Here is a 25,816-nt window from a genome sequence, read left to right as displayed (position 1 = left end):
TATTATAGTCAAATATCCTATTATGCCTATTGTGCGGGATTCTGAGCATCTCTCTTTAAAAAGTTGCCATCATAATTACCACGCTTTATATAGCAATTCCTGCAATTTTACTCAAATCAACTTTAAGATGTCCCGTATAGTAGTAGTTACGGTTTAGTTTATTATCTATATGTCTAATACAATCAATGGTAAGTTGTTCATAATGTAATTTACTACGCCACTTTTTTACTTAAGTAAGTGTCATTTGTTTCATGTACTATTTATATCGCATGTATTGCTGTATGATTGAGTTATGTTTTATTATATATTATTTATTAGTATTTTAAATTACTAATAATGCATAACAAATAATATTAAATAAGGTTGTATACTGCTTGTAATCATGATTAGGTAATAGCCACATTATGAGTACGCTATTCAGTTCATACAGCGCTAACTAGATATAATATTAGGAGATTCACATGGCAATCGATATTACAACAGCACAAAAAGAAATCGCTAAAATTTATATTGCGGCATTCAACCGTGTACCGGATACAACAGGTTTATCCTATTGGGTAGATGTATATGCAAATAAAGGTGCGTCATTAGACGCAATAGCTCAAGGATTCACACAATCAGCAGAGTACATTGCAAAATATCCCCCAACCCAGACAAATACAGCGTATGTTAATGCAATTTATTTGAATGTATTTGGTCGTGTTGCAGATACTGCAGGCAGTACATTTTGGGTTAGCAAAATGACAGATGGATCATTAAATCATGCCACAATGATGAATGCGATCCTCAATGCAGCGGCTGTGAATGGTAGTGCAGATGGTCTTAAACTGGCAAACCAAACGACATTTGCAGTAAATGCAGTGTTAACCCACCTTGACATAAATGCCGCATCGACACATTTAGCAAACGTTACTAGTGATTCAGCATCAATTAATACTGCAACCGCAGCAACAATAGCTGACATGGTAGTAATAGATGCTGCGGCGGCCGCTGCAGTAGTTGCAGCGGCAGTGGCAGTAGCAGCCGCAGCTGCTGCAGTAGCTGCAGAAGCAACAGGTTATACGTTCACCCTCACTACGGCTAATGATACCTATGCGGGTGGAACTGGTCCTGATACGTTTAATGGCACCTTAAGTGATGGAGCTGCTACGAGCACGTTTAATATTGGTGATACACTTAATGGTGGTACAGGTATAGATACCCTGAATATCTCATCGGCTATAGTAGCTGTTATGTCTCTGACGGATGCCAATTGGGTAGGTATTTCCAATATTGAAAAGATTATGGTCAACAACAATGCAGGGGCTGGCGCAGTCAACTTTACTACAGGTTCTAATTTTAATACGGCATTCACTACAGGCGGAGTAAATTTGACGACGGCAGGCGGTGCAGGCGCCATTACTATTGATATGGCTACCGTACCATATACGGGGGTTGCAACGATCGTAGCAACATCAAGTGGTGCTGGAGATCATGTTATTACAACCGGTTCAGGCGCTGCCACAGTAACATCAACAACGTTAGCCGGTCATCAGACGGTTAATGGGACAGGTCTTACTTCTGTGAATTTGACATCCAATGGTGCAGGAAATCAGCTGGTGGGGAATTCTACTGTAACGACAGCACTTACCTCGGTAACACTAACTCAGCATGGCGCAGGCAATCAGACGGTTACTAGCACGAGCGCAAGCGATGTCACAGTAACGGCATTAAACAATGGATCCGCTGGTAATCAAAACATTACAACAGGTTCAGGTAACGATACGGTAAATGCAACAAACATCGGCGGAACAACCAATGTAATTAGTACGGGTGCAGGCAATGATACGATTACACTATATGCATCGGGTGTGGCTACACACAATACCATTACCGGTGGTGCGGGTGCTGATACTATCAATCTTGTTTCTGGAGCCAATGCAGCCCCTGACACGATTATTATGGCAGCAGCTTCCATGGGCGCAGTAGGTGTAAATACATCAGCTGACACTATCAATAATTTTTCTGTCGCAAATGATGCTATAAGCCTCTCACTTACCGGACAAACTGGATCGTTAGTATCCAATGGTACTAATGTTGCCGTTGTGGCAGGTGCGTCTGTTGTTCAACACATTGTAGCAAGTACGCCTACTGTTATAGCTGCTACGACTACGGTCGTTGTGCTTGATGGCGTTTTAGCGAATGCTGCAGCAATGATCACTGCAATCGGTGGAGGTACTACAACATTGACCGAAACGACTAAATTTACTGCCAATAGTGATCTAGTTGTTGTATGGTCTGATGGTACAAATGCACACGTTTCGCTAGTTAATGATGCACATACTCCAGCTACTCCTGCAATGCTGGCATCGGATTTAACGGCTACTGAAGTGGCAACACTTAGTGGTATTCCATCCGTTTCAGCGATGGCATCTGCTAACTTCGCATTTATTGCCTAATAAAAGCAATAGTTTTATAGAATTTTATGTTCAAGCTTTTAGCTTGGACATAAAATATAAATACTCTTTTATAACATATTCTTCGAGTCCTACCGATCTCCATTCTTGTGAATTTTCTTACGATTAAATTCTAAATTTATAATATTTATAAATTACATCAGTGTATAATTAATTATATTTATTTAAGTGGTATATTATTTATTTATTCAGATAAAATAATTTAAGTGAGAGATCACAATACTAAATCTTAGGAGACAAAATGAATGAGTTTAAAATCATAGCTGCTACGGTCATTATGATGACAACACTCGTAGGATGCGCTACAAAAGCGCCAACAACCGGTGACTTTATGCGAATGCATGCCGCTGAGGAAAAAGCAACAGGGGTAGACCAAAAACAGATGGCAAAAGAGTGGGATCAAGGTTCAGCACTCAATCAATCGGGTGTAAAACTGGTTAAACATGGAGAAGATCTTGTTAAATCCGGAGAGAAAGACATCACTACCGGAAAACAAGAGATTGAACAAGGCAATAAAGATATAGCAGAGGGGACGAAACTTATGGAAGCAAGTAAGCAGAAGTTTCTTGAAGCGTATCCTGATCAAAAACTAGATCTCAATAAATAAGCATAGCGGTATGCTCTAGAGCATACCGCTATGTTCCTCTCAATATCTTCTTTTTAAAATTAATCAATATTAAAGTATTAGCATTTTATTAATTCCGATAGAGGAATGAATATCTAGTGTTAGATTATACAAGAAGTTTATGGAAAGAATCCGAATATTTATACTATATAATGTTTATAAGTATTAATAAGTATTAATAATGTGTGAAGTATTTTTTGTGTAATATGATTATAAATATTATTTTATGTTAGAAATAATGTTACGTCAAGAAGTGACGCGTAATGCTAGAGCTAGACATTGGTCTGCTAATTTACGATACGCCGTTCAGGCAAAGAAGAAATGATATGATTGAAACCATTGCATTAGTACTTATTATCCTTTGGATACTTGGCTTCGTCACCTCGTATACCATGGGTGGATTTATTCATATCCTGTTAGTCATTGCGATCGTAATGATATTGGTTCGTTTTATTCAAGGGCGGCGATTGTAACAATCGTAAGTGACAGTTTAAAAAATCTTCCTTATCGAGCTTGACCTTGTGGAACTTTTTTTATTCAAGGAGTCATCATGACTTTACGCAAAATTATGCCGATGCTATTGATATTGAGCAGTGTGCTTGGATTAGCCTTTGGCAGTTTTAGTTATACCAATCAGATACGAGAGACTAAGATGGGACCCATTGATTTTTCAATGGATACAAAAGAGAGATTTGATACTCCGGTTTTGGTTGGAATAGTGGCAATCGCATTAGGTAGTTTAATACTACTTTGATGGGGTTGTATTCGTAATTACATAACATAAAAGGGACTAGCATGACTACTAAAGAGGCTTACAAACAAAAAATTGCGGCAGAGTTGGGATTGGCACAAGCTAAATTGGCTGAATTCAAAGCGGAAGCGAAAAATTCTGCAGCGGATGTTCGTCTTAAATACAATGAGCATGCGGATGAACTTGAAAACATGGTGCTTACCACCAAAGCTAAATTACAAGAGCTGGATGAAGCGGGTGAAGATGCATGGGAACACCTAAAAGCTGGTGTGGAGAGTACGTGGAGTACCTTAAGCACCGCCATGCATGATGCTGCCACCAAATTCAAAAAATAAATCTTAGGCATCTTTAGAACCTATCGGTAACGAAGTGTTCGATATCAGTTATAAGTCCTATGCATACAATGTCATGAAGGCATTGGATCGAACGTGATATAAGAGATCGAATAGAATGCATAGCACATGCTGGTAATATGACAACACCAAAAGGAAATATTATGAACTCACATACTCAAGATAAAAAAGTAGAATCTGCACACCACGTTGATGACAAAATCAATGCACCAAAAGTAGAAAATAACATGCATAAATCTCATGATAATGCAGAAGAAGCAAAAAAGGTACAACATTCTAATAGTGAAAAACATGAGCAAGGTGAACATGCAGCAAAAACTGTGAGTGATGTACACTCTCAAAAAAATGTACCAAATTCACAAAATTCACAAAACGCAAAAAAATGAAGTCCTTTAAGCGAAGTAATACAATGACTGCGGCTATAGCCGCAGCAACTTTGATCGCTGTTAGCATTCCACTTTTTGCTTCGGACACGGACGACCGTATCGAGGCTTCATTTAAAAAAAGTTATGTTTATAAAACCTATCTGCAAGATGAACATATCCAAATCAGTTCAAAGGACGGAGTTGTTACTTTGTCCGGAGATGTGTTGGATGAGACACATAAACCGATGGCACAAGATACAGTCGAAGCATTGCCTGGAGTCAAAAGTGTCACTAATATGATCATTATAAAAAATGAGAAGACGGATACCTGGTTGAAAATGAAAGTACAAACGGAATTGGTGTTTCATACGAATGTTAATGCCAGTAACACCGATGTTACGGTTAAAAATGGGATTGTAACCTTGAAAGGTAAAGCGATTAACCAAGCTCAAAAAGAGCTTACCACCGAATACGCTAAAGACGTTGAGGGGGTAAAAGGGGTCAATAATGAAATGACTCTGGCAAAAGCAAACGATACGATAGGTGAAAAAATTGATGATGCTTCTATTACCGCACAGGTGAAGATGACATTGATGATGCACAAATCTACGGGTGTATTGCGAACCGGTGTTACCACCAACAATGGTGTCGTCACACTCAGCGGTAAAGCACGAAACGATTCTGAAAAAGAGTTAGTTACGAAGCTGACTGAGGATGTGAAAGGCGTGAATAATGTCGTCAATAAAATGACGGTCGAATAACTCTTAAGGAGTAATGATGAAAAAGATTTTATTAGCAACATTGCTTGCTGGCGGCGCGCTTATGGGTGCTGACAATGTTGCCTTTATCGGAGCGAGTGTCGGGAACGCTGAATTAAAAAGCAATGTTCCTTTGGTGGGGTATGAATCAAAGTCTGACGATGCTCAGTATACGGCAACTTTGGGTCAATATATCGGAACCAACGGAAGGGTTTCACTGTCGTACTCGTATATCAAACCTCAAAATTCTGTCAAACACAGTGATTCGGCATCCCTTGCATTTGATTTTATGTTACCGATAGTGGATAATGTGTTCTTTTTGTATGCCGGACCTGTTGTCGGATATACTCGATATGAGCAAGAAACTGCCGGAGTCAAACTCGACTTAAGCGGTCTGCATTACGGCGGACAAGCCGGGGCAATAGTCCGTATTGTTAATAATATTGAAGTAGAGGGTGGCTATCGCTACCTTATTGAAACCGGAAGTGACACCGTTTTAGGTGTTAAGGTCGATGCTGATACCCTAAAAGTATGGTACATCGGCGCTAACTTTCGTTTTTAATCCTCGGTATCTTTTAACTTTTCCGCAGCATATGCGGGAAAGCTTTAGAGGATAATACCTAATGCATGAGCCAGCTGTGACAACTCTTTTCGTGCGTCATCAAATTCAAACTCTTCTACCAACTTTTTAATTTTTTTCATCTCCTCAAGTCCCCCTAATTCCTCAATCATCTCTTCAAGTGTACTGCTTGCTTCGGAATCTAAATCAATCAGTTGTGCATTGAATTTACGGAGTAGGGCTTCCATGTCTCTTTTTTTGCGCGCGATAGTAGGGCCATTTTTAGGTGTATCATTTATCGTAGACGGATCACCGAATACCGAAACAATTCGTTCCAAAAGGCTGAGCAGGGCAGTTTCTAAATTACTAAGAGCGTCATCAAGCCCCTCGGTTGTACCACCTTGCAAGATAGCTTCCACGGTTGCAGAACGATCGGCCATTAAGGTGGCTCCTATGGTCCCAGAAAGCCCTTTTAAGGTGTGTGCTTCACGCTTTGCCGTTTCGGTGTCATTCGCATCCAGCGCTTTCTTGATACGCAAGACTACATCCGATTGGGTTTCACTGAAGCGGCTTATGAGTTTGCGAAGAAGTTTCATATTTCCACCCACCCGTATGAGTGAATTATTAATTTCAAGTTCCGGAATATCAGGGAGAGTCTCTTCTTCATTTATAGGGGATATAACCGTTGATTCAGGATGTGCCGGTTTGATCCAGCGTGCCATAGTAAGAAAAAGTTGTGTTACATCGATCGGTTTGGGGATGTGATCATTCATTCCCCATTCGAGGCATTTTTCTTTGTCACCCGCCATCGCATTGGCAGTCATGGCCAATATTGGAAGATCGGCAAATCGGGGATTTTGACGAATGTGCCGTGTCGCTTCAAATCCGTCCATTACCGGCATCTGACAATCCATAAGGACACCGTCATATGCCGTATGCTCCACTTTTACCAGAGCTTCGGCACCGTTAATGGCGACATCAACACGCATTCCCGCCTCTTGGAGAAGCTCTAAAGCCAATTCCATATTTACCTCATTATCTTCGACTAATAAGAGATATGAACCTTGAAGAGATCGGATGGCCTCTTGGGCGCTGGCCTCTTTTTCGTGTTTACGCGTTCTTTGAAATGCCTCTTTTCCTAGAGCATTTAGAATGGCGTCGAGTAGGGTAGAGGGGCTTACCGGCTTAACCAGTAAACCGTCTATTTGGACACCATTGGCACTTTGGAGCAGATCATCCCGACTAAAAGCCGTAACCATAATAAAGGCAGGGGTGTGAGAGAGCTTGGCATCATTGCGTATCCGTTGGATAGTCTCTATACCGTTTAGCCCCGGCATCATCCAGTCCATTAATACCAGTCCGTAGGGTTTGCCCTGAAGTTGCGCATGTTCGAGTTCTGAGATTGCTTCTTCTCCGCTGCTGACGGAGGTAGGTTCAAATTTGAAGGATTCTAGAATATTTTGTACGATTTCTCTTGCATTTGCATTATCATCGACCGTTAATATACGTAATCCCTCGATATCTTTGGCATTGAGACTGAGTTTACGCTGTTCTTGCTGTACACCGAATTTTGCGGTAAAGTAAAAGGTGCTCCCTTTGCCTTGATCACTTTTCACTGCAATTTCACCCTCCATAATCTCAATCAGACGTTTGCTGATGGTTAGCCCCAATCCTGTACCGCCGTATTTTCGAGTTGTGGATGCGTCGGCTTGAGTGAATGCTTTAAAAAGATTGTTACTTTGCTCCGGGGAGAGACCGATTCCCGTATCGGTAATATCAAATTGTATCCGTACACCCTCTCCTTCATCGGAAACTTTATGCACGCCGACGGTTATTTCCCCTTTTGAGGTAAATTTTATGGCGTTATTAACCAGATTGATAAGCACTTGTCCTAATCGAAACGGATCGCCTATGAGTGCGGTAGGAAGATCGGTACCTAAGTCAAATAGAAGTTCTAGCCCTTTTTCCTGTGCCTTGACGACGGAAAGATCGGCAAGGGTATCCATGACATCTTCGAGGTAAAAATCGATGTGTTCAAACTCTATTTTACCCGCCTCAATTTTTGAAAAATCGAGAATATCGTTGATGATTCCGAGAAGATTTTTGGCGGAAGAATCGACTTTGGTGATGTAATTTCGCTGTTTTGGATTGAGATCGGTTTGAAGTGCTAGATGGGACATTCCTATAATCGCGTTCATGGGGGTGCGAATTTCATGGCTCATATTGGCAAGAAAGTTACTTTTGGCTTTGGTTGCTTCTTCGGCCAACATCTTGGCAACTTCAAGTTCATCCCTCTGTTGTATTAAAAATTCTTTTTGCGATTTTAGCTCTTCGGTTTGTTCTTCGAGCTGGCTGGCTTGATCGCTCAGTTTATCATTTATTTTTTCCAGCTCATCCCTGCGTGCTTGCAGTTGATGTTCTGATGCCGCCAATGCCAGTGCCTGCGCCTGTGTCTGATCAAGCAAGGTACGTACAGCCACATTACCGATGAGAATCTGAAACTTTTCTGCGATGACCCTTAGCATCGTTTCGTAAAATTTTAGTTGAAGATCCTCAAAGGGGGTCAGCGAACCGATTTCCAATACCGCCAATACATGCTCACGATCCATAATGGACGATATCACCATGGAGCGCACCTGTAATTGTCCCAATCCTGTTGTCACTACAAATGGTTTTTCTTCGGATAGGGATACGGAGATACTCCCTCTATCTTGCATCGCTTGGGCTACCAATCCTTGACCTCGTGTAAACGTGTGGGGGTGTATCGCATCGTCGAAGCCGTATCCTCCGATACGCTCCAGGGAGGATTGAGATTCATCCGCTCTGTAGAGTGCACAATAAACAAGTCCCATGATGGATGAGAGCTGAGTAGAGAAAGTATCGGCAAACTCTTCAAACGACTTGGCGGCTTGAACCGAGAGGGTAATTTCTGAGAGCTTCTCTTTTATCCAGTACTCCCTTTCCAAAATTTGAGCCCCATTTTGTAAAATCAACACCGAATTTGCCATCTTGCCGATTTCATTATCGTAATTCGTAAAGGGTATCGATACACTAAGGCGACCTTCCGCTAAATCCTCTATTGTTTCACCCAGTTTGCTCAAAGGGCGACGGATAGAGGCGGCTACCAAAAAGCCCAATATTATGCTCAGTATTAATCCGAGGGTTAATAGCCAAATGAAAATATATTGGGTCTCTTTTGAGAGTTCGGCACTTTTATCCATCGAAATTTTGGCATCGTGCAGTTTAATGGTGACAAGCTCTGACAAGGCTATATCTGCAGCCGCTCGAACATGTGAAAAATCGGGATCAAGAATAAAAGCGATACCTTCACGGTTACTGGTAGGGTTATTGTGATCAAGTAAATTGATTGCATGCGCTACATTCAGTGAATAAAGGGTGAAAATTTGGTCAAATTCAATTAATTTATTTTTTGCCGCAGTACTAATGAGCTTAGAACGGCTTTGGACCACTTCATCTCTTAATGTTGTTTCAATATCAACCATAGACTTTTTAGCCTCTAATCGCTCCGCAATATCCGATTCCATTGCCATCTGGCGCAGATTGCGACCCATAATCGCTAAATCGACTTCGGCTTTTTGGATATGAAAAAGACCCAATAAATGCATTTCATAGTTTTGTTTTTGAGTATTGCTGAGTGTCCGTAAGGCAACGATACTTTGCAGTCCTATAATAAGAGCGATAAGGACACCTGCCCCCATTCCCAGCAGTAACTTAGTACTTAACTGCAGTTTTTCTAAATGATCGATTATTGTGTTCATCTTATTTTCCTTGAGGGGTTAGTTCATTGTGCGGAAGACCCAATTGTTGCGTCTTGGCATTGATATCTGCTGCGCTGTCCATAAAATGCGCTGCAATGGCTTGGAATTCTTCTTGTAGCTCTAAAAATGCATCCACGATATCAGGATCAAAATGACGCCCTCTACCCTCGATAATAATTTTTACTGCAGTCTCATGCGGCATCGGTTCTTTGTAGACACGACGGCTTATGAGAGCATCATAGACATCGGCAAGCGCCATCAGTCGTGCCGAGATGGGAATCGCCTCACCCGATATACCGGTTGGATAGCCGCTCCCGTCAAATTTTTCTTGATGATAATGGGCGATTTCTTTCGCGATACGGAGAAATTCCACCTCCATACCGAGTTGTTTTTCCGAGTGTTCAATGGCATCTTTACCCAGAGTGGTATGGGTTTTCATAATCTCAAACTCATCGGGGGTAAGCTTGCCCGGTTTAAGCAGTATCCGATCGGGAATTCCCACTTTGCCGATATCATGCAGAGGGGCGGATTTGAAGAGGGTATCGATCATTGCTTCGGAGAGAAAGTAGCCGAAACGTGGGTGCGTTTTGAGCTTTTCGGCGAGCGCTTTTACATAATGCTGTGTACGCCTGATATGGTTGCCTGTCTCTAAATCACGCGTCTCGGCTAGAGAGGCCATCGCTAAAATGGTCACATCCTGTATAGCGGATATGTCACGGGTACGTTTAGCAACTTCGGTTTCAAGAAAGAGCGTCTTATCGTGTAGAAAATCGGCAACGGCCTTAACTTGAAGTTGTGTTTTTACCCGTGCAAGGACAATGGCAGGGGATATCGGCTTGGTAATGTAATCGACCGCGCCCAGTTCAAGCCCTTTTTTTTCGTCTTCCGGTGCACTCATGGCAGTTAAAAAAATGACCGGAATATCACGTGTTTTTGGATTGGATTTGAGTTCACGAATGACATCGTATCCCGACAGACCAGCCATCATAATGTCTAATAATATTAGGTCGGGGTGGATACCGTCTTGGAGATAATTAAGGGCTTTTTCACCACTATTAGCGACTTTAATCTTGTAAATATCTTTTAAAAGAGCCGACATGAGGGTTAAATTATCCGGAGTGTCATCAACGACTAAAATAGTAGAACGCCGTATGGAATCAGTTATTGGTATGGGTATCATTATGCTCTCCCTGACAAAATAACATCATATATAATTAACAAATGTTAAATTTTGTATGTATTGTAATCTTGTTGCCTTAGTGGGTACTTGGAAAAACAAATAAATAAAAAAACAGTGTAATAATGTTAGTAAAAGCTTTATAATAGGTATTAAGTAGATGTTTTATTTTGAAAAGGAACAAAATGGCACAGAAGCATACTAAGAGTGAAATCAAGACGGAAGAGGGGAGTTACAGTAAGATTCTTCGACATCAAGCCGAAGAGGTTGCCAAGCGACTCTCCGCTCTTGCACCTCAGAATTTTACTGCATTATCACCCGAAGAGATGCAGCGGATTTTTCACGAACTGCAAGTCTATCAGATCGAATTTGAGATGCAAAACGAAGAGTTACGGCGAACCCAAGTGGAACTTCATGCTGAGCGGGATCGCTATAGGGAACTCTACAATATGGCACCAGTAGGCTATTGTACCCTTAGCAAACAAGGGCTGATTCTTCAAGCCAATCACACGGCAGCAAAATTGTTGGGAGTAACACAAAGTCGGCTGATAAAAGAGCCGATCACCCGTTTTATCCTCGCCGAAGATCAAGACATCTATTATCTGTACCATAAACAGTTTGATCACTCCGATAAATCGCACTCGTGTGAGTTACGGATGATACGCAATGGAGGGGTTAAATTCTGGGCTCATCTGGAAGCGACCGATGGGCAAGCTACAAATATCTCCGAATATCATCTTATTATCAGTGATATTACACAATATGTACAGATGAGAGAGGCTTTAAAAGTTAATGAAAAAATCATGATTGCCCAATCACAAAAAGCCTCTATGGGGGAATTGATATCGATGATAGGGCATCAATGGCGACAGCCTCTAAACACTATAGCCCTGATCAATCAAGATATTTACATCAAAATGCGATTGGGCAAGTTGGATGATGAGAGCATATACAGCTCCCATGAAAAGTTGGATGGAATATTGCAGTTTATGTCCAAAACTATTGATGATTTTAGAAACTTTTTTACACCGGATCAGCCCAAAGAGGAGATAAAGATTGTAGATGCACTCAACAATGCATTAAAAATAATCGGTCAATGTTTTGACAACAGAAGCATAGCTGTTCATATCCAGAACAACAGCAAAACCGATTTTTTGATTCATAAAAACTCATTGGTACAGGTTTTCATGAATATTTTAAATAATTCAAAATACGCGATTGAAGCCAATGATGTTAAGCCGGCTGCCATTATGATCACGATTAATGATCTACACGATACCACCGTTATTACTCTCTGCGATAATGGGGGAGGGATACCTGAAACGATACTGGATAAAATCGGCCAGCCTTATTTCACGACCAAAGGGGTAGTCGGCACAGGCTTGGGGCTTTATATCTCTCAAACGATAATCGAAAAATATTTTGCAGGAACCCTCACGTGGTACAACAACCCTTCAGGTGCTTGTTTTGTTATAACATTAAATCATACTTTATAATCTAGTTTTTAATTATGTACATAAATTAATCATATTGGTGTAATACTGTTTATGATTTACCATTATCTTAAGGAGTGTGCATTATGAAAAAGTTAGTATTATCGGCATTACTTGCCGCAACCATCGTTAGTGCAAATGACTACAATTATGAAATTACCCCTACGGTAGGAGTTGCATTCCCCAACGGTGCACAAGAGATTAAAAGTCACGGTGTGTACGGAGCCGAAATGCTCTACAACGGGTATGACGCACCGATTAAACCGGAAGTAACTTTATTAATGAGTAATGCCGATTATAAAAACAGTATCGGGAATACCAATATTTTTCGTTTGGCGTTTAACGGCGTATATACATTTAAAATGAATACGCCGGTTACTCCGTTTGTTAAACTAGGTCTTGGTGCCGAGGTCATGAATAATACCCAGTATGACAATCATAATGGACCGTTCGTAGATGCAGGGGTCGGGATTAAGATTGCTCTATACGATCAAATTGCACTTAAACTTGAAGCGATTGAGATGCTAAAATTCAACCATTTGACGACGGATGATAATTTAATGCTGATGGTCGGATTGGATTTTGCATTCGGTGACACGGCAAAAGCGTCTGCACCATTGTTTGCTTCTGAAGATACGATGTCTCAACCTATTTCTAAATAACTTCTCTCAAAGAGTAACCCATATGGGGTCCGGATGCCATGCTGCGGACCACAGGGGAAACTCATCCGCTGGCATGGGTGGTGCGATAGCATATCCTTGTGCAAATTCACACCCCATACTTAAGAGCATTTTCCCATGTTCGAGGGTTTCTACCCCCTCAGCGATAATTCGGAGATTAAATGCATTTCCTAGACCAATAATAGCTTCTAATATAGTCAAATTAGCTCTCTTCTTCAACATATCACCTACAAAGCTTTGATCAATTTTAAGCATAGTAATTGGGAGATTGAGTAAGTAAGTGAGGGATGAATAACCGGTTCCAAAATCATCGAGTGAAAAGGTTATCCCTATCTCTTTACAAGCTTTGATAATCTCCGTTGTTCTTAGAATGTCTTTAAGCTTATCCGATTCGAGAATTTCCAGTTCTAAATACGCGGGGTCAATGTTAGGATGTTTTGAGAGGATGAGTATCAGGCGATCTACAAAATGCTCTTCGTGTAAATGGTGTGCGTTGATATTGACACTTATCGGTATGTTGATATCGCAGGTTTGCCACTCTTCGATCTGCATTAAAGCGGTTTCAATAACCCATTCCCCCAATGCAACAACAACGCTCTTATCCTCGATCAAAGGGAGAAAGAGTGCCGGTTCTAAAAAACCGGATTGGGGGTGCTTCCATCGGATCAGGGCTTCTGCTCCGATAATAGCTCCAGTGCGCATATTTACTTTAGGTTGGTAATAGAGGATAAATTGCGAAGCATCAATCGCATCATGTATACTCTTGATCCCTTCATAACGTTCTCGAATGATAATATTTTGCTGTATGTCAAAAACGTGGTAACGGTTTTTTCCCGCCAATTTTGCTTGATACATAGCCTGATCCGCCTGTCGCAACAGTTGATCGGCATCTACCTCTTCCGATTGCGGAAAGAAAGTCACCCCCAGACTTGCCGATACCTGAAGTGCGATATTGTCTATAATTATCTTTTTAGCGACAGTAGCAAGTAACCGTTCAATCATCGCTACACTGGCCTCAATATCGGCAAGATCGGGAAGCACAGCAACAAATTCATCTCCCCCTATTCGAGAAAGGGTGTCCCCATCGCGTAATACTTGTTTCATAGCACTAGCCAAAGCGATTAGTAACTGATCTCCGACTTTATGTCCGTGGGTATCGTTGACCTCTTTGAACCCGTCCAAATCGAGATAAATGACGGCTAAGGGTTCCATGTGACGTTGTGCTTGGATCATCCCTTGCTGAAGACGATCGGCAAGCAATATTCGGTTGGGGAGAGCAGTAAGAGCATCATAATGGGCGATCTGTTCTAACTTCTTTGCATACTCTTTTTGATTGCTGATATCATTCAGCGCAATGTGAAACAAGGTGACACCATCCATCCCCTCTACATGTCTGGCACTCAGATAGACCCACAGCGGAGGTTTGTTTTTTCGCACCATTCTTATTTCACAGGAGGGAGACTTTTTGGAGGTGGGGAAGTGTTTTCGGTAGAGATAATAGGTATCTTGATCGTCAGCGAAAATAAAACGGGTGATCGGCTTATGGAGTAGGTGACTTCGACTTATCCCAAGCAGCGTTGCGGCACTTAGATTCGCTTCCAAGATCATACCCTCTTTATCAAGGGTACAATAGCCGATGGGAGCAAGGTTATAAAGATCAAAATATCGTCGCCGTTCCCGCTCAATATCCTTCTCGATTTGCCGAAGCTCGTCGTTTTGCATCTCCAGCTCTATCTGATGGACGTGCAGTTCATGGATTATCTGTCGCGTTTCATCCGTGGACGGCGCAATCAAGGGTTGCAGTTGTTCTTCATTTTTTGTTGCAATCTCTTCGGCACGCTGGCGCAACGTATTTTTCACGGTTTGGGTTCTCTGGCTCGTTCGGTGGTTGCAATGGCATACATTTTCCCCTTTTCGTCCATCAGAGCCGTGGAGGTCATCCAAACCTCTACAATGGTCCCTTTTTTAGTGATTCGTTCGGTTCGATAGGGTTGCAAGATTTCATCTTGGCTCAGATCATGCAGTTTAGCCAATGCATTTTTCCGTTGAGGCTGAGGAATACGATCATTGACATTCATACGTAAAGCTTCATCTTCGCTCCAGCCATACATCCGTACCGCACCTTTATTCCATGCCAGAATATGCCCATCAAGATCTTGTACCGTGATGGCATCGTGTGCATCTCGAACGACCACAGATAAGCGTGAGAGTTCATTGGCATGGCGAAGAGCTTCGCGCATCTGTACCGTTTCGGTGATATTTACAAAAGATATTACAGCCCCTTCGATCACATTATCGAGAGTGCGATAAGGCTGAATCCGCAGCGTATACCACATTTTTTCGACCGTTTGTACTTCTACTTCTTTGGGCACCAAGGTATCTAATACCGACTGCGTATCAGCAATCAGACGGTCATACCCTATAAGGTTTGAGGCAATATGTCCCACCGGACGTCCCAAATCACTGAGGATCAGATGGATAATTTGGGTGATGGCCGGGGTGAAGCGGAGAATGCAGAGGTTATGATCGACGAATACCGTTCCGATACCTGTACCGGCTAGAAGGTTATTCATATCGTTGTTAGAACGAGATAAATCGGCCACTTTTGTTTGTAATTCGGCGTTGACGGTGGAGAGCTCTTCATTAACCGATTGAAGCTCTTCTTTGGAGGTTTCGAGCTCTTCATTGGTGGATTGCAACTCTTCATTCAGTGACTGCATCTCTTCATTAAACGATTTAAGTTCTTCATTGGAGATTTCCAATTTAGAATTGGCCGCATTAAGAAACTCTTCTTGGGTATGAAGCTCATGTTTCAGTTCTTTGATACGCTCATCGGTGTCCGGTAGAGAATTGAGCGAGCACGTTAATGTGTCATCTGTGGTAACGGAGGGATGCTCTTCGATTATAACGAGATACAGAGGTTCTTCAGACGTTAAGGCTAAGGGTCTGATCGTTATATTGATTGGGATGACACGCTCATTGACGGTGACGCTAAGCCCTTCTCTTTGTACGATTTGTTTGCCAAGAGTAGCTTTGTGCAACGCCGAAGACAAGTCGCGTCGCAGCCCCTCACGCGCCATTTTCAAAATATTGTTGACATTGGATTCACCGGAAGGGAGTTCCAAATACATTCCGCTTCGTCCGTGAAGATAGAGGATATCACCTTGAGCATTCACAAGTACGCCGGTGAGAGCGCTTTGTTGCAAAAGGGCTTGTTCCGTCAGCTCTCTAAGCGGTATTTTTGGGGAAGGGGTGTTTTTTTCAACTACATGGGGCAAAACACTCTTCGTAGTAATTGTGGCGGGAAAAAATCTTTTCGCTACGCTGCTGTACGTTCCAATATGGATATCTTCTTTTCGTTGGTAGATTTTCGAGGATTGATCCAATGTGCTAAAGAGATCGCCATATTCTCCGATACTCTCAGAGGAACCGAGAAAAAGGATTCCATCAGGATTGAGGGCATAGTGGAAGAGGGGGATAAGTCTCTTTTGCAGCTCGGAGCTCATGTAAATCATAAGATTGCGACAGCTTAAGAGATCGAGTTTTGAAAAAGGGGGGTCTTTGATGATATTTTGCTCTGAAAAAACGAGCATATCTCGGATGCTTTTGTGAATACGATAGCCGCTTCCGTCACTTTGAGGGGTAAAAAAGCGTGATAATCTCTCCGGTGAGACATTATTACTGGTAATATCCGAGGGATAAAGGCCGGAGCGTGCGATGGCTATTGCCTTGGCATCAATGTCGGTAGCAAAAAGTTGTACGGCATAATTTTGCTTCATTGCTTCCATACACTCTTTTAGGAGAATGGCAATGGAATAGGCCTCTTCGCCGGTGGAGCATCCTGTCGTCCAGATGCGGATGGTTGACCCTGCGGGTTTGAGGGCTAACATTTTCGGGAAAACAACTTCTTTTAGATAGATAAAGGCTTCCGGATCACGGAAAAAATTGGTTACACCGATGAGGAGATCGTTAAACAAGGCATCGACTTCCTCGGGAGTTTGCTGCAAAAACTTGACATATTCGTCGATTTTTTCGATTCGTTGAACAGCCATACGCCGTTCAATACGTCGGTGCATGGTGCTGGGTTTGTATTGTGAAAAGTCATGTCCGGTTCGATCACGCAAGAGGATAAATATTTTGGTAAGGCTATTTTTGTCTTTAGATTCTCCATCGGATACAACGGTGTGAGGCTTTTTTGCGGAAGGGTTGAGAGAAGCGATTATTTTATTCGGCATCTGATCGGGTGTGAGAATATAATCAACCAATCCGGTTTCAATCGCACTGTGAGGCATTCCATCGTATTCGGCAGAATCAAGCTCTTGTGCTAGAACAATTCCCCCCTCACTTTTAATGGCAGCTATCCCTTTAGTACCATCACTTCCGGTGCCGGAGAGGACGATAGCAATAGATCGTTCATGCTGATCTTGCGCCAAAGATTGAAAGAAAAAATCAATTGGAAGTCGTTGTCCGTGTGGTGCAGAAGGCTCAAATAATTGTAAGTATCCCCCATGTATCGCCATTTCACGGTTGGGAGGGATAACATACACACAATTCGCTACCACTCGCATTCCGTCTTCGACTTCAAAGACTTCCATTTGAGTATAGTGTCGGATAATATCGGTTAGGAGACTTTTATGATCGGGAGAGAGGTGTTGTATGAGTACAAACGCGATATCCGTTGCAACATCGCTGCGCATGCTGGAAAAAAATGCTTCAAAGGCTGCTAGACCGCCTGCCGAAGCACCGATTGCAACGATTGTAGGTAGAAGATTCTTTTTTGTTTTGGATATTTTTTTTGTGGCCATGGATCGTATCCTAAGGTAGAGATCGTTTTGTCTAGACGGACCTATTAATAATGAAATGATTTTAGCTCGTATATGCTGTATTACTTCTGTTCATGGCTTTATACTTGTACGGTCGCAATCCTCGCATTAATGGGGATATTGGTGGAGGTGAGACCCGGTGTTTGTCCATGTAAATCAAACTCCAGCTTTACGTGAGGACCGAAAAAGAGACAATGGGTAGAACCACCGAAGTGAAATGACCCCAACTGATCCCCCTTTTTAACTTTCTGCCCCTCATATACCGTTATTTCACACGAAGAGACCTCCGCCATCCCCACCGGCATAACACACATCAGTCCGATATCGGGATTATCCGCTTCAATAAAAATCAGTGCTCGCGTGGCTACTTCCGTAATGTACCCCTGAGACTCTTTGTTTCCCTCGGGATCATACGCTTCAGCCAACGTTTCTGAATAATAGGTTCCATCCTGCACATACGCTTTAACTACCGTCCCGTTTACGGGGGCATGCCAGCGGTGGTAACTTTTAGCACTCAAAAAAGCCTGATAGACGGTTCCTCCGACGAATTTCTCTGCAAGGCAATCATTGGCAAGCATGTGTTGGAGGGAATAGGGTTGTGCTTTGATCCAAAATTTTGCATGCCGTTTTACATCGGTCGCAACTCGGTACGGTGCCGATTCGCAGGCATTGGAGATTACTCGATCATCATTCGGAGAGGCAACGGGACGTCTCCCCTCATTAAACTCTCTCGTGAAAAAATCATCCCAAGAGGTAAATCCCCAATAGGGCTTTTGGGGATCGCATTTGAAATTATCGATAAAATTTTGCTTCGGATCAATTGAGTCTGCTTTTTGATACGGATCCATTGCACATAATGCTTTTAATGCTGCCTCGCTAAACCACCCTTGATCACTTAAAACCTCACAAGACTCCTGTGACTTTAGAAAGACTCCCCATTCGTTTAGGATTCTTTTGAGTTGAACATTCACTTTGTCATTCAAAAATGCCGTAAATCCTCCGGTTGTCCCCATCGACCAATCGAGAATAGCATTTATCGGGAGTCCGACCAATCCGCTTGAATCAAACTCGGGAGCCTTGGTCATGACCGCATTGATCATTTGCAGCATATGGTGATAGTCTCGCACCTGCGGTTTGCCTGCAGGGCTCATAGTGTATTTTGCGGGAACCTGCTCGAACATTTGATTAAAAAGCATAAACAGTTCAGCATCTTCCTCTATAAGTTCTTTAAACGCTTCGATAACCGGATGTAGAGGCTTAACATTATCAGAGACCTCTTCAACCAACCCTTCCAACCATTTTTCAAGAAATATTTGATCAGACGGGAGCCATTTTCCGACACGAAATTGGACATTTTCGATTGCAGTATGTTTCATTTTTCTTCCTTGTTTGTTTGACAATAGGTTCACCAAACGTACAAAACGATACTAACACTATTAATAGATTTGCAACTTAAAAAAATAAACTATTTTTAATTAAACTAAATTAATTATATTATAAATTGGGGAAGAGCGGTATGATACTGTCCGATAGATGGTTAGTTCTAATTACCCAAAGGATTTAATGTATGTGGCTACGTACAAGTTGTAATTTGACCTTTGAGATCACGGTTCCGACACCGTTTGTCTTTATGCTTCGTCCGCGCAGTGGAGCACAGCAATGGATCGCTATGGAAGAATACAACATTACCCCCAATGTCCCTGTATTCGAATTCACCGATACCTATGGAAACTTCTGCCAGCGTCTCATCGCGCCACCGGGACCGTTTGCTATTTCTATTGTTGCAGAAGTAATGATTGCAGATTATGTGGATGGAGCACCCGGAGCAGCGTTCGTAGAAATAAAAAATATTCCCAATGCCATTTTAGGCTATTTATTACCCAGCCGTTATTGCCAATCGGACAGCTTTAGCCAGATGACAAGCAATATTACAGCCGGATGTACGTTGGGTTACGATCAGGTCACAGCCATAGTGGAGTGGTTACGTGCTACAATCCAGTATGAACCCAATCGGAGCAACATGCCTGTTTCAGCAATAGAAGTCAATGCTCGTGGGTGGGGAGTATGTCGTGATTTTGCTCATCTTGGAATTGCAATGTGTCGAAGCCTTAGCATTCCCGCTCGGATGGTAGTGGGCTATTTTTATGGATTAAAACAAATGGATTTGCATGCTTGGTTTGAGGTGTATGTGGGAGAACGTTGGTACTCATTTGATGCAACACAAGATCAAATGAGAGGAGGGTACGTAGCCATCGGCTATGGACGCGATGCCGCAGACGTAGCGATCTACAATCAATACGGTCCCGCGTTGTATCCTATATCACAACATATTAGTGTAGAGCAAATCAATCATCCAAGCGAGATACACAATGCAGCGCTATAAAATTATTCATCGCACATACTACAATTATTCCGAAGCGGTGACGCTAGGTGCGCAAAGTTTGCTTCTGCGGCCCAGAGAAGATTATGAACTTCGAATTGAATCATTTTCACTTAAAATCACCCCCGATGCTACGTTGCTATGGCATCGAGATATTGAGGGAAATTCGGTAGCTATTGCTAATTTTATTCTTCCTACAAGCCAACTGCTTATTGAGAGTGAAGTGATTATTCAGCAATATAATGAATTCCCCCTCGATTTTTTAGTGAGTGATTACGCATTGCTTTACCCCTTTACCTATCAAAATGAAGAAGCTATTTTACTCTCTGCCTATAGAGCATTACCCGATAGCGAGACGATACGCGTAGTTGATAAATGGATTGCAAATTTTTGGCATCCCGGGGAAAAAATTCAAACATATATGCTGCTGCAGCAGATTGCCGAACACATCAATCGGACACTCACGTACCGAGTAAGGGAAGAACCAGGAGTACAAAGTGCCATTAAAACCCTCGCATGCGGTACCGGATCATGCCGTGATTTTGCCTTTCTTTTTATGGAAGCGGTACGATGCATGGGATTAGCTTCACGCTTCGTGAGCGGATATCTTTATGCACCGCTTATGACCTCAGAAATCGGTTCGACTCATGCATGGGCGGAAGTCTACTTGCCGGGTGCCGGATGGAAAGGATTCGATCCCACGATTGGGAAAATCGTCGGAAGTGATCACATCGCTGTAGCAGTAGCACGATTGCCCGAAGCCGTTCCTCCTATAGCAGGATCATTCTCCGGATCAGCCATTTCAAGCATAACGGTTGGAGTGTGGGTAAGTCAATATTAAGAAATTCACTCCAAAGAATGGTAAACTACTTTTTTTGTGTCAGTATCCAATTGCTTTGAAAAATTTCAAATTGATCGGCCGGCATCGGTTTGGCTAACAAATATCCCTGTATTTCATCACACCCCTCCTGACGTAAAAAGTCAAACTGCTCCTGCAATTCAACCCCCTCTGCAATAGTCGTCAGATTAAGTGCTCGTGCCATTGCAATAATTGCCTTTATTAAATTGCTGTCGCTACCGTAAGTAATGATATTTTTAACAAAGGACTGATCAATTTTCAATTTATTAATTGGAAAAAGCTTTAAATAACTTAACGATGAATATCCTGTACCGAAATCATCTAGAGAAAGCTGGATTCCTGCCGTCTTAAAGTCGATCAATATTTTTAACACTTTAGCCGTCTCTTCCAGCAAAATACTTTCGGTCAACTCAAGCTCAATAGTGTTTAGATCAACTCCCGTTTCATAAAAGATATCCATTGTTTTTTGAAAAAAATTCTCTTCTTTAAATTGTCGTGAAGAAAGGTTAATGGCCATAGTTAAGTGATCTATGCCCTTTGTGTTCCAGCTTTTGAGCTGTTGAGCGGCGTTGCGGAGAACCCACTCTCCGATAGGGACAATCAACCCAGTTTTTTCTGCAATAGCGATAAACTCTACCGGTGAAAGTATCCCACGTTCTGGATGATTCCATCGTATCAATGCCTCTACCCCTGTAATCGTACCGGTTTCAATGTTCATCTGTGGCTGATAGTACAGAACGAACGCATTATTTTTAAGAGCATCGATCAACCCATTTTGAACCGTTAGCTGACTTTGAACATAATCCGTCATTTCATGCTGGTAACGTCGGTATTTATTTCGTCCGGACTCTTTGGCCGCATACATTGCGGCATCAGCATTGCGAAAAAGCATTTCCGAGTTGGTGGCATCGAGAGGATAAAAATTGTACCCAATACTCATGGTAATATAGAGGGTATGATCCAAGATTTCAAAGGGTTCAGCAAAATGATCATAAACATTTTGCAGAATATCCTCTATCTCTTTTTCTTGATGAAGATCAGGAAGAAGAACGGCAAATTCATCTCCTCCAAAACGGGATACCGTATCGCTTCTTCTGAAACTTGATTGGAGCCGGGATGCAACGGCTTGCAAAAGTATGTCTCCGACTCCATGACCTAATGTATCATTGACAGTTTTAAAGAAATCGATATCGATAAAAACAACACCAACCATAGCATGATTTCTATCTGCTCGACGACTTTCATTGTCCATACGATCTTTAAACAATGCACGGTTGGGTAGCCCTGTCAACTCATCATAATATGCCAAATATTGCAGCTTTTGTTCAAATTGTTTTTTTTCTGTTATGTCTTCTGCAACCGAGGCGATACCAATAACCTGATTATTCTCATCGATTAGAGGAGAATTGTACCATTCACACAGAATAATCTTTCCATCTTTGGTCTGATTTTCGTTAGTACTGCGATTGCCCCCATTTGTGGCTAATAGATTGGACCATATTTTTGAAGTTTGCTCAATTACATGGGAAGGGAGAATGATATCCGCGGCTCTATACCCTAGGGCCTCTTCCTTGGTGTAACCAAAAATTCGTTCAGCTGCCGGATTCCAATCTACAACCCTTAAATCCGTATCCCATTCGATAACGGCAAATGGAACCTGATTAAAATGAGATATCAGTCTCTCCGTTATTATCTTAAGGGCAGATTCTGCATCCTTTTTATCGGTTATATCGGTAAAATAACCGTGATATGAGAGTGGATAGTGATGATTTTTCGACAATATAAAAGCTTGAATCCATCGATAAGAGCCATTTGAATGGAGCAGACGAAATTCACAATCGATTGGAGTACCGATCCGTTTGCTGATTGTATCAAGTGCTTGGATGAATTTTATACGCTCATCAGGATGAATGATCTCAATAAATGAAATTTCTTGCGTCAGAAATATATCGGCGTCATAGCCCAAATGCAGCGTCATATTGGGTGAAATATAAAGGACATTAAAATTATCTCGCACTAATGCCCACTTCATAACAAAAGAGGGTCCTCCGACAAACAGACCGACTTCCGCTTCCAGCTTTTTGTTAATGTGGAGAATTTTCATTGTCATGAAATAGAAATAAATCACTAAAATAGAAAACAGCAACACAATACTTATCCCGGAAAATCGCTCATGATGGATTTCCTGCAGCCAACCAGCGGCATCGACATCGCCGCAAAAATAGATAGGAAATTTGCCGTTTAAAGTGAGTCCAAGTGGAATGACGGCCGTATTCCATGTTCCCCATCGATCAGTGTATGGACCATATACATAGGGTATGTTTTGCTGAAGTATTTTGACAAATTCCGGTTCAATTTCTGTATAGATCTGCCCTGCCGGAGAATAATCCGAAGAAGTCACCGGTTCTGAATCGACCATAAAATAGACTTTCCCGTTACGGAGTGTCATTAGATACAGGAAACGAGATTTGATTTTGATAGTCATCAAAAACTTTTTGAGTTTTTTATAATCCGGCTTTCCGATATCTGATTCGGTCGCCGTTAAATGGCTGATATTTTCTCGATCAACACTTTTCGCTGCAAGAGTAATTCGTGTCAATAAATCTTCAGTAAGAAGCTTTTTACGGTGTTTACCTAAATAATCGACAAACAACCATCCTGATGAGAGGATAATCACCAGACCAAAAAGAGGTAATAATGATTTTCGTAATGGAACAAGGGAGGATTTTTCGCCGTTCACCCCAAAACGTACGTAATACATCCATAGTAGACCGAAAATAATAAGATCAAGAAATGAACCAATGAATTGAAAAAGAAATATCCTAAAGTCAGGATTGAGCGTATGTATGGACAATATATTCGAGTTAAGAACGACAGTAATGTTTGCGATCGCATACAACCAAATCATGACACCGATAACTTTGAAGTCTTTCTCCGATGAGTCGATTGAGCGTTTCCAAAATGCGATGAAGCCCAATATAATGGATGCAGCGGTGATTACATCATAAATTATTATCTCTATAGGTGCAAAATTCTGCCAAGCCAGTAGAGCGAATACGAGAGCCATGCTCGCATAGATAAAAAAGGGTGAATAGACAACGAGGCGTCGCCAAAATTCTAAAAGAGCTATCATCGATAACGTTAAGACGAAAGAGGCAGCATAATCAACTCTTGTTTGTTGTAAAAAATTTATCCCGAAGAGTGATATCCATGGATAAAAGCCGTGTACAAATCCGAATAATGAGAGCCAAAGCCAAGGCACATTTGATGATTTACGTTGATGGAGCAAGTAAGAAAGAGTCCCGATCAGGATAAAAGACAATCCATATATAAAAAATATGTAATCTAAATTATTTTCTAAAATTTTTAATGTTTCTATAGAATTAAACAATTATTTATTTCCCTTTTTTTTAAATAAAATATCTATTAACTTAATTATAACAAAAATCTATTTTTTATACTTATATTTTAAATAGACCAAAAAAAGTATTGGGATACAAGATACCATCGCCAAAAAATCTAATGGGATACGTATGATTGAGAAAACTTAAAGAAAAAAGTTGACACCCGACAGGAGACCTAATAAAAATAACTGTGTTGCACTTGATTGTTGAATGGGCGAAGCTTAACGTGGTTGAAAGTATGTAGAATAGGGGGAGGTAAATGGTGACTCCAAGGGGATTTGAACCCCTATGACCAGAATGAAAATCTGAAATCCTAACCATTAGATGATGGAGCCACTCAAAATAAGAAACAGGATTGTAACCTGAGCCGAAATTATAGTGTTGGAATGCTGAAAAAAAGCTAAAGCTAGCGATCAATACAGATTTTTATACTCCCGTGAATACGGGAGAATAGGATGACAATAAGATTAATCGTTATAAAATGAACGTAATGCTCGAATAATAACCGCATTTTTAGAGATACTTTCTGCTTTAGCGTTGTCATCAACAAGTTCATAAACATCAAGTGGTAAAGAGATTGAAAAAGTTTTAGTTTCAACCTTTTTTCGTTTAGCAACAAGACTGGTAATATTTTGAAGCATTTCAAGAATTTTTTTAGTATCAATAGGCTTTTGGATAAAGCTATTAACACCAACTTCAATTGACTCTGAAATTTTTTGAATATCATTGCTTGCTGAAATTACGATAATAATTTGAGAAGGGTTAATGGAACGGATACGACGAGCAAGCTCGATGCCATCGATTTCTGGCATGATAATATCAACAAAAACAATATCCGGATTGATTTTTTCATACATACGCAATGCTTCCGCACCATTGTATGCAGAGGTAACGTCAGCAAAGAAGTTTTTAAATGTGGAACTTAAAAGATCGTTTGCAACAACTTCGTCTTCAACCACCATTGCGGTCAATTTTTTTGTTTGGTCAGTAAGCTGAATCAAATCAACGTGAGAGGACATAAGAAACTCCTTTTATTAACTGTGTTAAATTGTTGCTATTATAGATAATATTTTTTAGCATGACCTTAAAAAAAACGACATAGCCGTAAAATATCATAATAACCGTTCTTGTTTTATACTTTTATTGTTAATATTGCTTGAATTGCTCTAGCCATTCAACGTTTGATTCATTTGTTTTTTCTTGTTGACGCAATAATGATTCAATTACACTCACGAGGGTTTTACGATCCATAAAAGCTAATAGTTTAGGATCTATGTAGGTAGAGCTAAGCCCTTCATATCGGTTAAGTAGATTTTCTATATCTGCTATGAGTTGTTCTTTAGTTGATTCCATA

General features: G+C 41.3%; 20 protein-coding genes and 1 tRNA gene. 12 read left to right on the top strand and 9 right to left on the bottom strand.

Annotation, left to right across the window (positions count from 1 at the left end; translation table 11 throughout):
- Positions 1 to 461: 461 nt before the first annotated feature.
- The 8 genes from WC407_RS00465 to WC407_RS00430 all read left to right on the top strand — a co-directional run bounded on the left by WC407_RS00465 (position 462) and on the right by WC407_RS00430 (position 5,870).
- Entirely contained in the window at positions 462 to 2,438 is a 1,977-nt protein-coding gene (locus WC407_RS00465) for a beta strand repeat-containing protein (protein ID WP_373019917.1), read from the top strand.
- A 259-nt stretch (positions 2,439 to 2,697) separates the two neighbouring features.
- On the top strand, positions 2,698 to 3,063 hold the full coding sequence (locus WC407_RS00460) for a hypothetical protein (protein WP_373019915.1): 366 nt from the start codon (positions 2,698 to 2,700) through the stop codon (positions 3,061 to 3,063).
- Positions 3,064 to 3,344: 281 nt separating this feature from the next.
- Entirely contained in the window at positions 3,345 to 3,554 is a 210-nt protein-coding gene (locus WC407_RS00455; RefSeq protein WP_373019913.1) for a lmo0937 family membrane protein, read from the top strand.
- 77 nt (positions 3,555 to 3,631) lie between these two features.
- Positions 3,632 to 3,835 carry a hypothetical protein gene (locus WC407_RS00450; RefSeq protein ID WP_373019911.1) on the top strand — a complete coding sequence of 68 codons (204 nt, stop codon included), beginning with the start codon at positions 3,632 to 3,634 and terminating at the stop codon, positions 3,833 to 3,835.
- Positions 3,836 to 3,876: 41 nt separating this feature from the next.
- On the top strand, positions 3,877 to 4,167 hold the full coding sequence (locus WC407_RS00445) for a hypothetical protein (protein ID WP_373019909.1): 291 nt from the start codon (positions 3,877 to 3,879) through the stop codon (positions 4,165 to 4,167).
- A gap of 137 nt (positions 4,168 to 4,304) precedes the next feature.
- The gene (locus WC407_RS00440; RefSeq protein ID WP_373019905.1) at positions 4,305 to 4,571 is read left to right on the top strand and encodes a hypothetical protein; all 267 of its coding nucleotides are present in this window, start codon (positions 4,305 to 4,307) and stop codon (positions 4,569 to 4,571) included.
- Between the two features lie 23 nt (positions 4,572 to 4,594).
- Positions 4,595 to 5,311, top strand: a complete 717-nt coding sequence (locus WC407_RS00435) for a BON domain-containing protein (RefSeq protein ID WP_373019903.1) — start codon at positions 4,595 to 4,597, stop codon at positions 5,309 to 5,311.
- Positions 5,312 to 5,327: 16 nt separating this feature from the next.
- Complete coding sequence (locus tag WC407_RS00430; protein WP_373019901.1) at positions 5,328 to 5,870, top strand: outer membrane protein; 543 nt, start codon at positions 5,328 to 5,330, stop codon at positions 5,868 to 5,870.
- A 44-nt stretch (positions 5,871 to 5,914) separates the two neighbouring features.
- Here the strand turns inward: WC407_RS00430 and WC407_RS00425 are convergent, their stop codons facing one another.
- The gene (locus tag WC407_RS00425; RefSeq protein ID WP_373019899.1) at positions 5,915 to 9,646 is read right to left on the bottom strand and encodes a response regulator; all 3,732 of its coding nucleotides are present in this window, start codon (positions 9,644 to 9,646) and stop codon (positions 5,915 to 5,917) included.
- A gap of 1 nt (position 9,647) precedes the next feature.
- A complete protein-coding gene (locus WC407_RS00420) occupies positions 9,648 to 10,826 on the bottom strand; it encodes an HD domain-containing phosphohydrolase (RefSeq protein ID WP_373019897.1) in 1,179 nt (392 codons plus the stop codon).
- A 182-nt stretch (positions 10,827 to 11,008) separates the two neighbouring features.
- On the opposite strand from WC407_RS00420, the gene WC407_RS00415 reads away from it, so the two are divergent.
- Positions 11,009 to 12,319 carry a sensor histidine kinase gene (locus WC407_RS00415; protein WP_373019893.1) on the top strand — a complete coding sequence of 437 codons (1,311 nt, stop codon included), beginning with the start codon at positions 11,009 to 11,011 and terminating at the stop codon, positions 12,317 to 12,319.
- 83 nt (positions 12,320 to 12,402) lie between these two features.
- The gene (locus WC407_RS00410) at positions 12,403 to 12,978 is read left to right on the top strand and encodes an outer membrane beta-barrel protein (protein WP_373019891.1); all 576 of its coding nucleotides are present in this window, start codon (positions 12,403 to 12,405) and stop codon (positions 12,976 to 12,978) included.
- 6 nt (positions 12,979 to 12,984) lie between these two features.
- On the opposite strand, the gene WC407_RS00405 is transcribed toward WC407_RS00410, so the two are convergent.
- The 3 genes from WC407_RS00405 to WC407_RS00395 all read right to left on the bottom strand — a co-directional run bounded on the left by WC407_RS00405 (position 12,985) and on the right by WC407_RS00395 (position 19,195).
- Entirely contained in the window at positions 12,985 to 14,856 is a 1,872-nt protein-coding gene (locus tag WC407_RS00405) for a putative bifunctional diguanylate cyclase/phosphodiesterase (RefSeq protein ID WP_373019889.1), read from the bottom strand.
- Entirely contained in the window at positions 14,853 to 17,801 is a 2,949-nt protein-coding gene (locus WC407_RS00400; RefSeq protein ID WP_373019885.1) for a chemotaxis protein CheB, read from the bottom strand. The genes WC407_RS00405 and WC407_RS00400 overlap by 4 nt, the downstream gene beginning before the upstream one ends.
- Positions 17,802 to 17,899: 98 nt before the next feature.
- The gene (locus tag WC407_RS00395) at positions 17,900 to 19,195 is read right to left on the bottom strand and encodes a phosphatidylserine decarboxylase family protein (protein WP_373019883.1); all 1,296 of its coding nucleotides are present in this window, start codon (positions 19,193 to 19,195) and stop codon (positions 17,900 to 17,902) included.
- 191 nt (positions 19,196 to 19,386) lie between these two features.
- Between WC407_RS00395 and WC407_RS00390 the strand changes: the two genes are divergently transcribed.
- Positions 19,387 to 20,202 carry a transglutaminase family protein gene (locus tag WC407_RS00390; protein WP_373019881.1) on the top strand — a complete coding sequence of 272 codons (816 nt, stop codon included), beginning with the start codon at positions 19,387 to 19,389 and terminating at the stop codon, positions 20,200 to 20,202.
- The gene (locus WC407_RS00385; RefSeq protein ID WP_373019879.1) at positions 20,189 to 21,040 is read left to right on the top strand and encodes a transglutaminase N-terminal domain-containing protein; all 852 of its coding nucleotides are present in this window, start codon (positions 20,189 to 20,191) and stop codon (positions 21,038 to 21,040) included. Before WC407_RS00390 ends, WC407_RS00385 begins: the two co-directional genes overlap by 14 nt.
- 25 nt (positions 21,041 to 21,065) lie before the next feature.
- Here the strand turns inward: WC407_RS00385 and WC407_RS00380 are convergent, their stop codons facing one another.
- The 4 genes from WC407_RS00380 to WC407_RS00365 all read right to left on the bottom strand — a co-directional run bounded on the left by WC407_RS00380 (position 21,066) and on the right by WC407_RS00365 (position 25,815).
- Entirely contained in the window at positions 21,066 to 24,320 is a 3,255-nt protein-coding gene (locus tag WC407_RS00380; protein ID WP_373019877.1) for an EAL domain-containing protein, read from the bottom strand.
- Positions 24,321 to 24,722: 402 nt separating this feature from the next.
- Positions 24,723 to 24,797, bottom strand: a tRNA-Glu gene (locus tag WC407_RS00375).
- Between the two features lie 132 nt (positions 24,798 to 24,929).
- Complete coding sequence (locus tag WC407_RS00370; protein WP_373019875.1) at positions 24,930 to 25,481, bottom strand: response regulator; 552 nt, start codon at positions 25,479 to 25,481, stop codon at positions 24,930 to 24,932.
- Positions 25,482 to 25,608: 127 nt separating this feature from the next.
- On the bottom strand, positions 25,609 to 25,815 hold the full coding sequence (locus tag WC407_RS00365) for a hypothetical protein (protein WP_373019869.1): 207 nt from the start codon (positions 25,813 to 25,815) through the stop codon (positions 25,609 to 25,611).
- Position 25,816: the final 1 nt, after the last annotated feature.

Origin of the sequence: Sulfuricurvum sp., assembly GCF_041651515.1 — a bacterium.
GTDB lineage: Bacteria > Campylobacterota > Campylobacteria > Campylobacterales > Sulfurimonadaceae > Sulfuricurvum.
Note: the sequence above shows the minus strand (reverse complement) of the source record. Positions and strands in the feature narration are given on the sequence as shown.

What these genes read in the sequence shown, in the direction of transcription:
- WC407_RS00370 (WP_373019875.1), bottom strand. Translation starts at nt 25,481, where the DNA reads ATGTCCTCTCACGTTGATTTGATTCAGCTTACTGACCAAACAAAAAAA.
- WC407_RS00465 (WP_373019917.1), top strand. Translation starts at nt 462, where the DNA reads ATGGCAATCGATATTACAACAGCACAAAAAGAAATCGCTAAAATTTAT.
- WC407_RS00390 (WP_373019881.1), top strand. Translation starts at nt 19,387, where the DNA reads ATGTGGCTACGTACAAGTTGTAATTTGACCTTTGAGATCACGGTTCCG.
- WC407_RS00440 (WP_373019905.1), top strand. Translation starts at nt 4,305, where the DNA reads ATGACAACACCAAAAGGAAATATTATGAACTCACATACTCAAGATAAA.
- WC407_RS00420 (WP_373019897.1), bottom strand. Translation starts at nt 10,826, where the DNA reads ATGATACCCATACCAATAACTGATTCCATACGGCGTTCTACTATTTTA.
- WC407_RS00460 (WP_373019915.1), top strand. Translation starts at nt 2,698, where the DNA reads ATGAATGAGTTTAAAATCATAGCTGCTACGGTCATTATGATGACAACA.
- WC407_RS00385 (WP_373019879.1), top strand. Translation starts at nt 20,189, where the DNA reads ATGCAGCGCTATAAAATTATTCATCGCACATACTACAATTATTCCGAA.
- WC407_RS00365 (WP_373019869.1), bottom strand. Translation starts at nt 25,815, where the DNA reads ATGGAATCAACTAAAGAACAACTCATAGCAGATATAGAAAATCTACTT.
- WC407_RS00425 (WP_373019899.1), bottom strand. Translation starts at nt 9,646, where the DNA reads ATGAACACAATAATCGATCATTTAGAAAAACTGCAGTTAAGTACTAAG.
- WC407_RS00400 (WP_373019885.1), bottom strand. Translation starts at nt 17,801, where the DNA reads ATGGCCACAAAAAAAATATCCAAAACAAAAAAGAATCTTCTACCTACA.
- WC407_RS00395 (WP_373019883.1), bottom strand. Translation starts at nt 19,195, where the DNA reads ATGAAACATACTGCAATCGAAAATGTCCAATTTCGTGTCGGAAAATGG.
- WC407_RS00410 (WP_373019891.1), top strand. Translation starts at nt 12,403, where the DNA reads ATGAAAAAGTTAGTATTATCGGCATTACTTGCCGCAACCATCGTTAGT.
- WC407_RS00415 (WP_373019893.1), top strand. Translation starts at nt 11,009, where the DNA reads ATGGCACAGAAGCATACTAAGAGTGAAATCAAGACGGAAGAGGGGAGT.
- WC407_RS00445 (WP_373019909.1), top strand. Translation starts at nt 3,877, where the DNA reads ATGACTACTAAAGAGGCTTACAAACAAAAAATTGCGGCAGAGTTGGGA.
- WC407_RS00435 (WP_373019903.1), top strand. Translation starts at nt 4,595, where the DNA reads ATGACTGCGGCTATAGCCGCAGCAACTTTGATCGCTGTTAGCATTCCA.
- WC407_RS00455 (WP_373019913.1), top strand. Translation starts at nt 3,345, where the DNA reads ATGCTAGAGCTAGACATTGGTCTGCTAATTTACGATACGCCGTTCAGG.
- WC407_RS00450 (WP_373019911.1), top strand. Translation starts at nt 3,632, where the DNA reads ATGACTTTACGCAAAATTATGCCGATGCTATTGATATTGAGCAGTGTG.
- WC407_RS00430 (WP_373019901.1), top strand. Translation starts at nt 5,328, where the DNA reads ATGAAAAAGATTTTATTAGCAACATTGCTTGCTGGCGGCGCGCTTATG.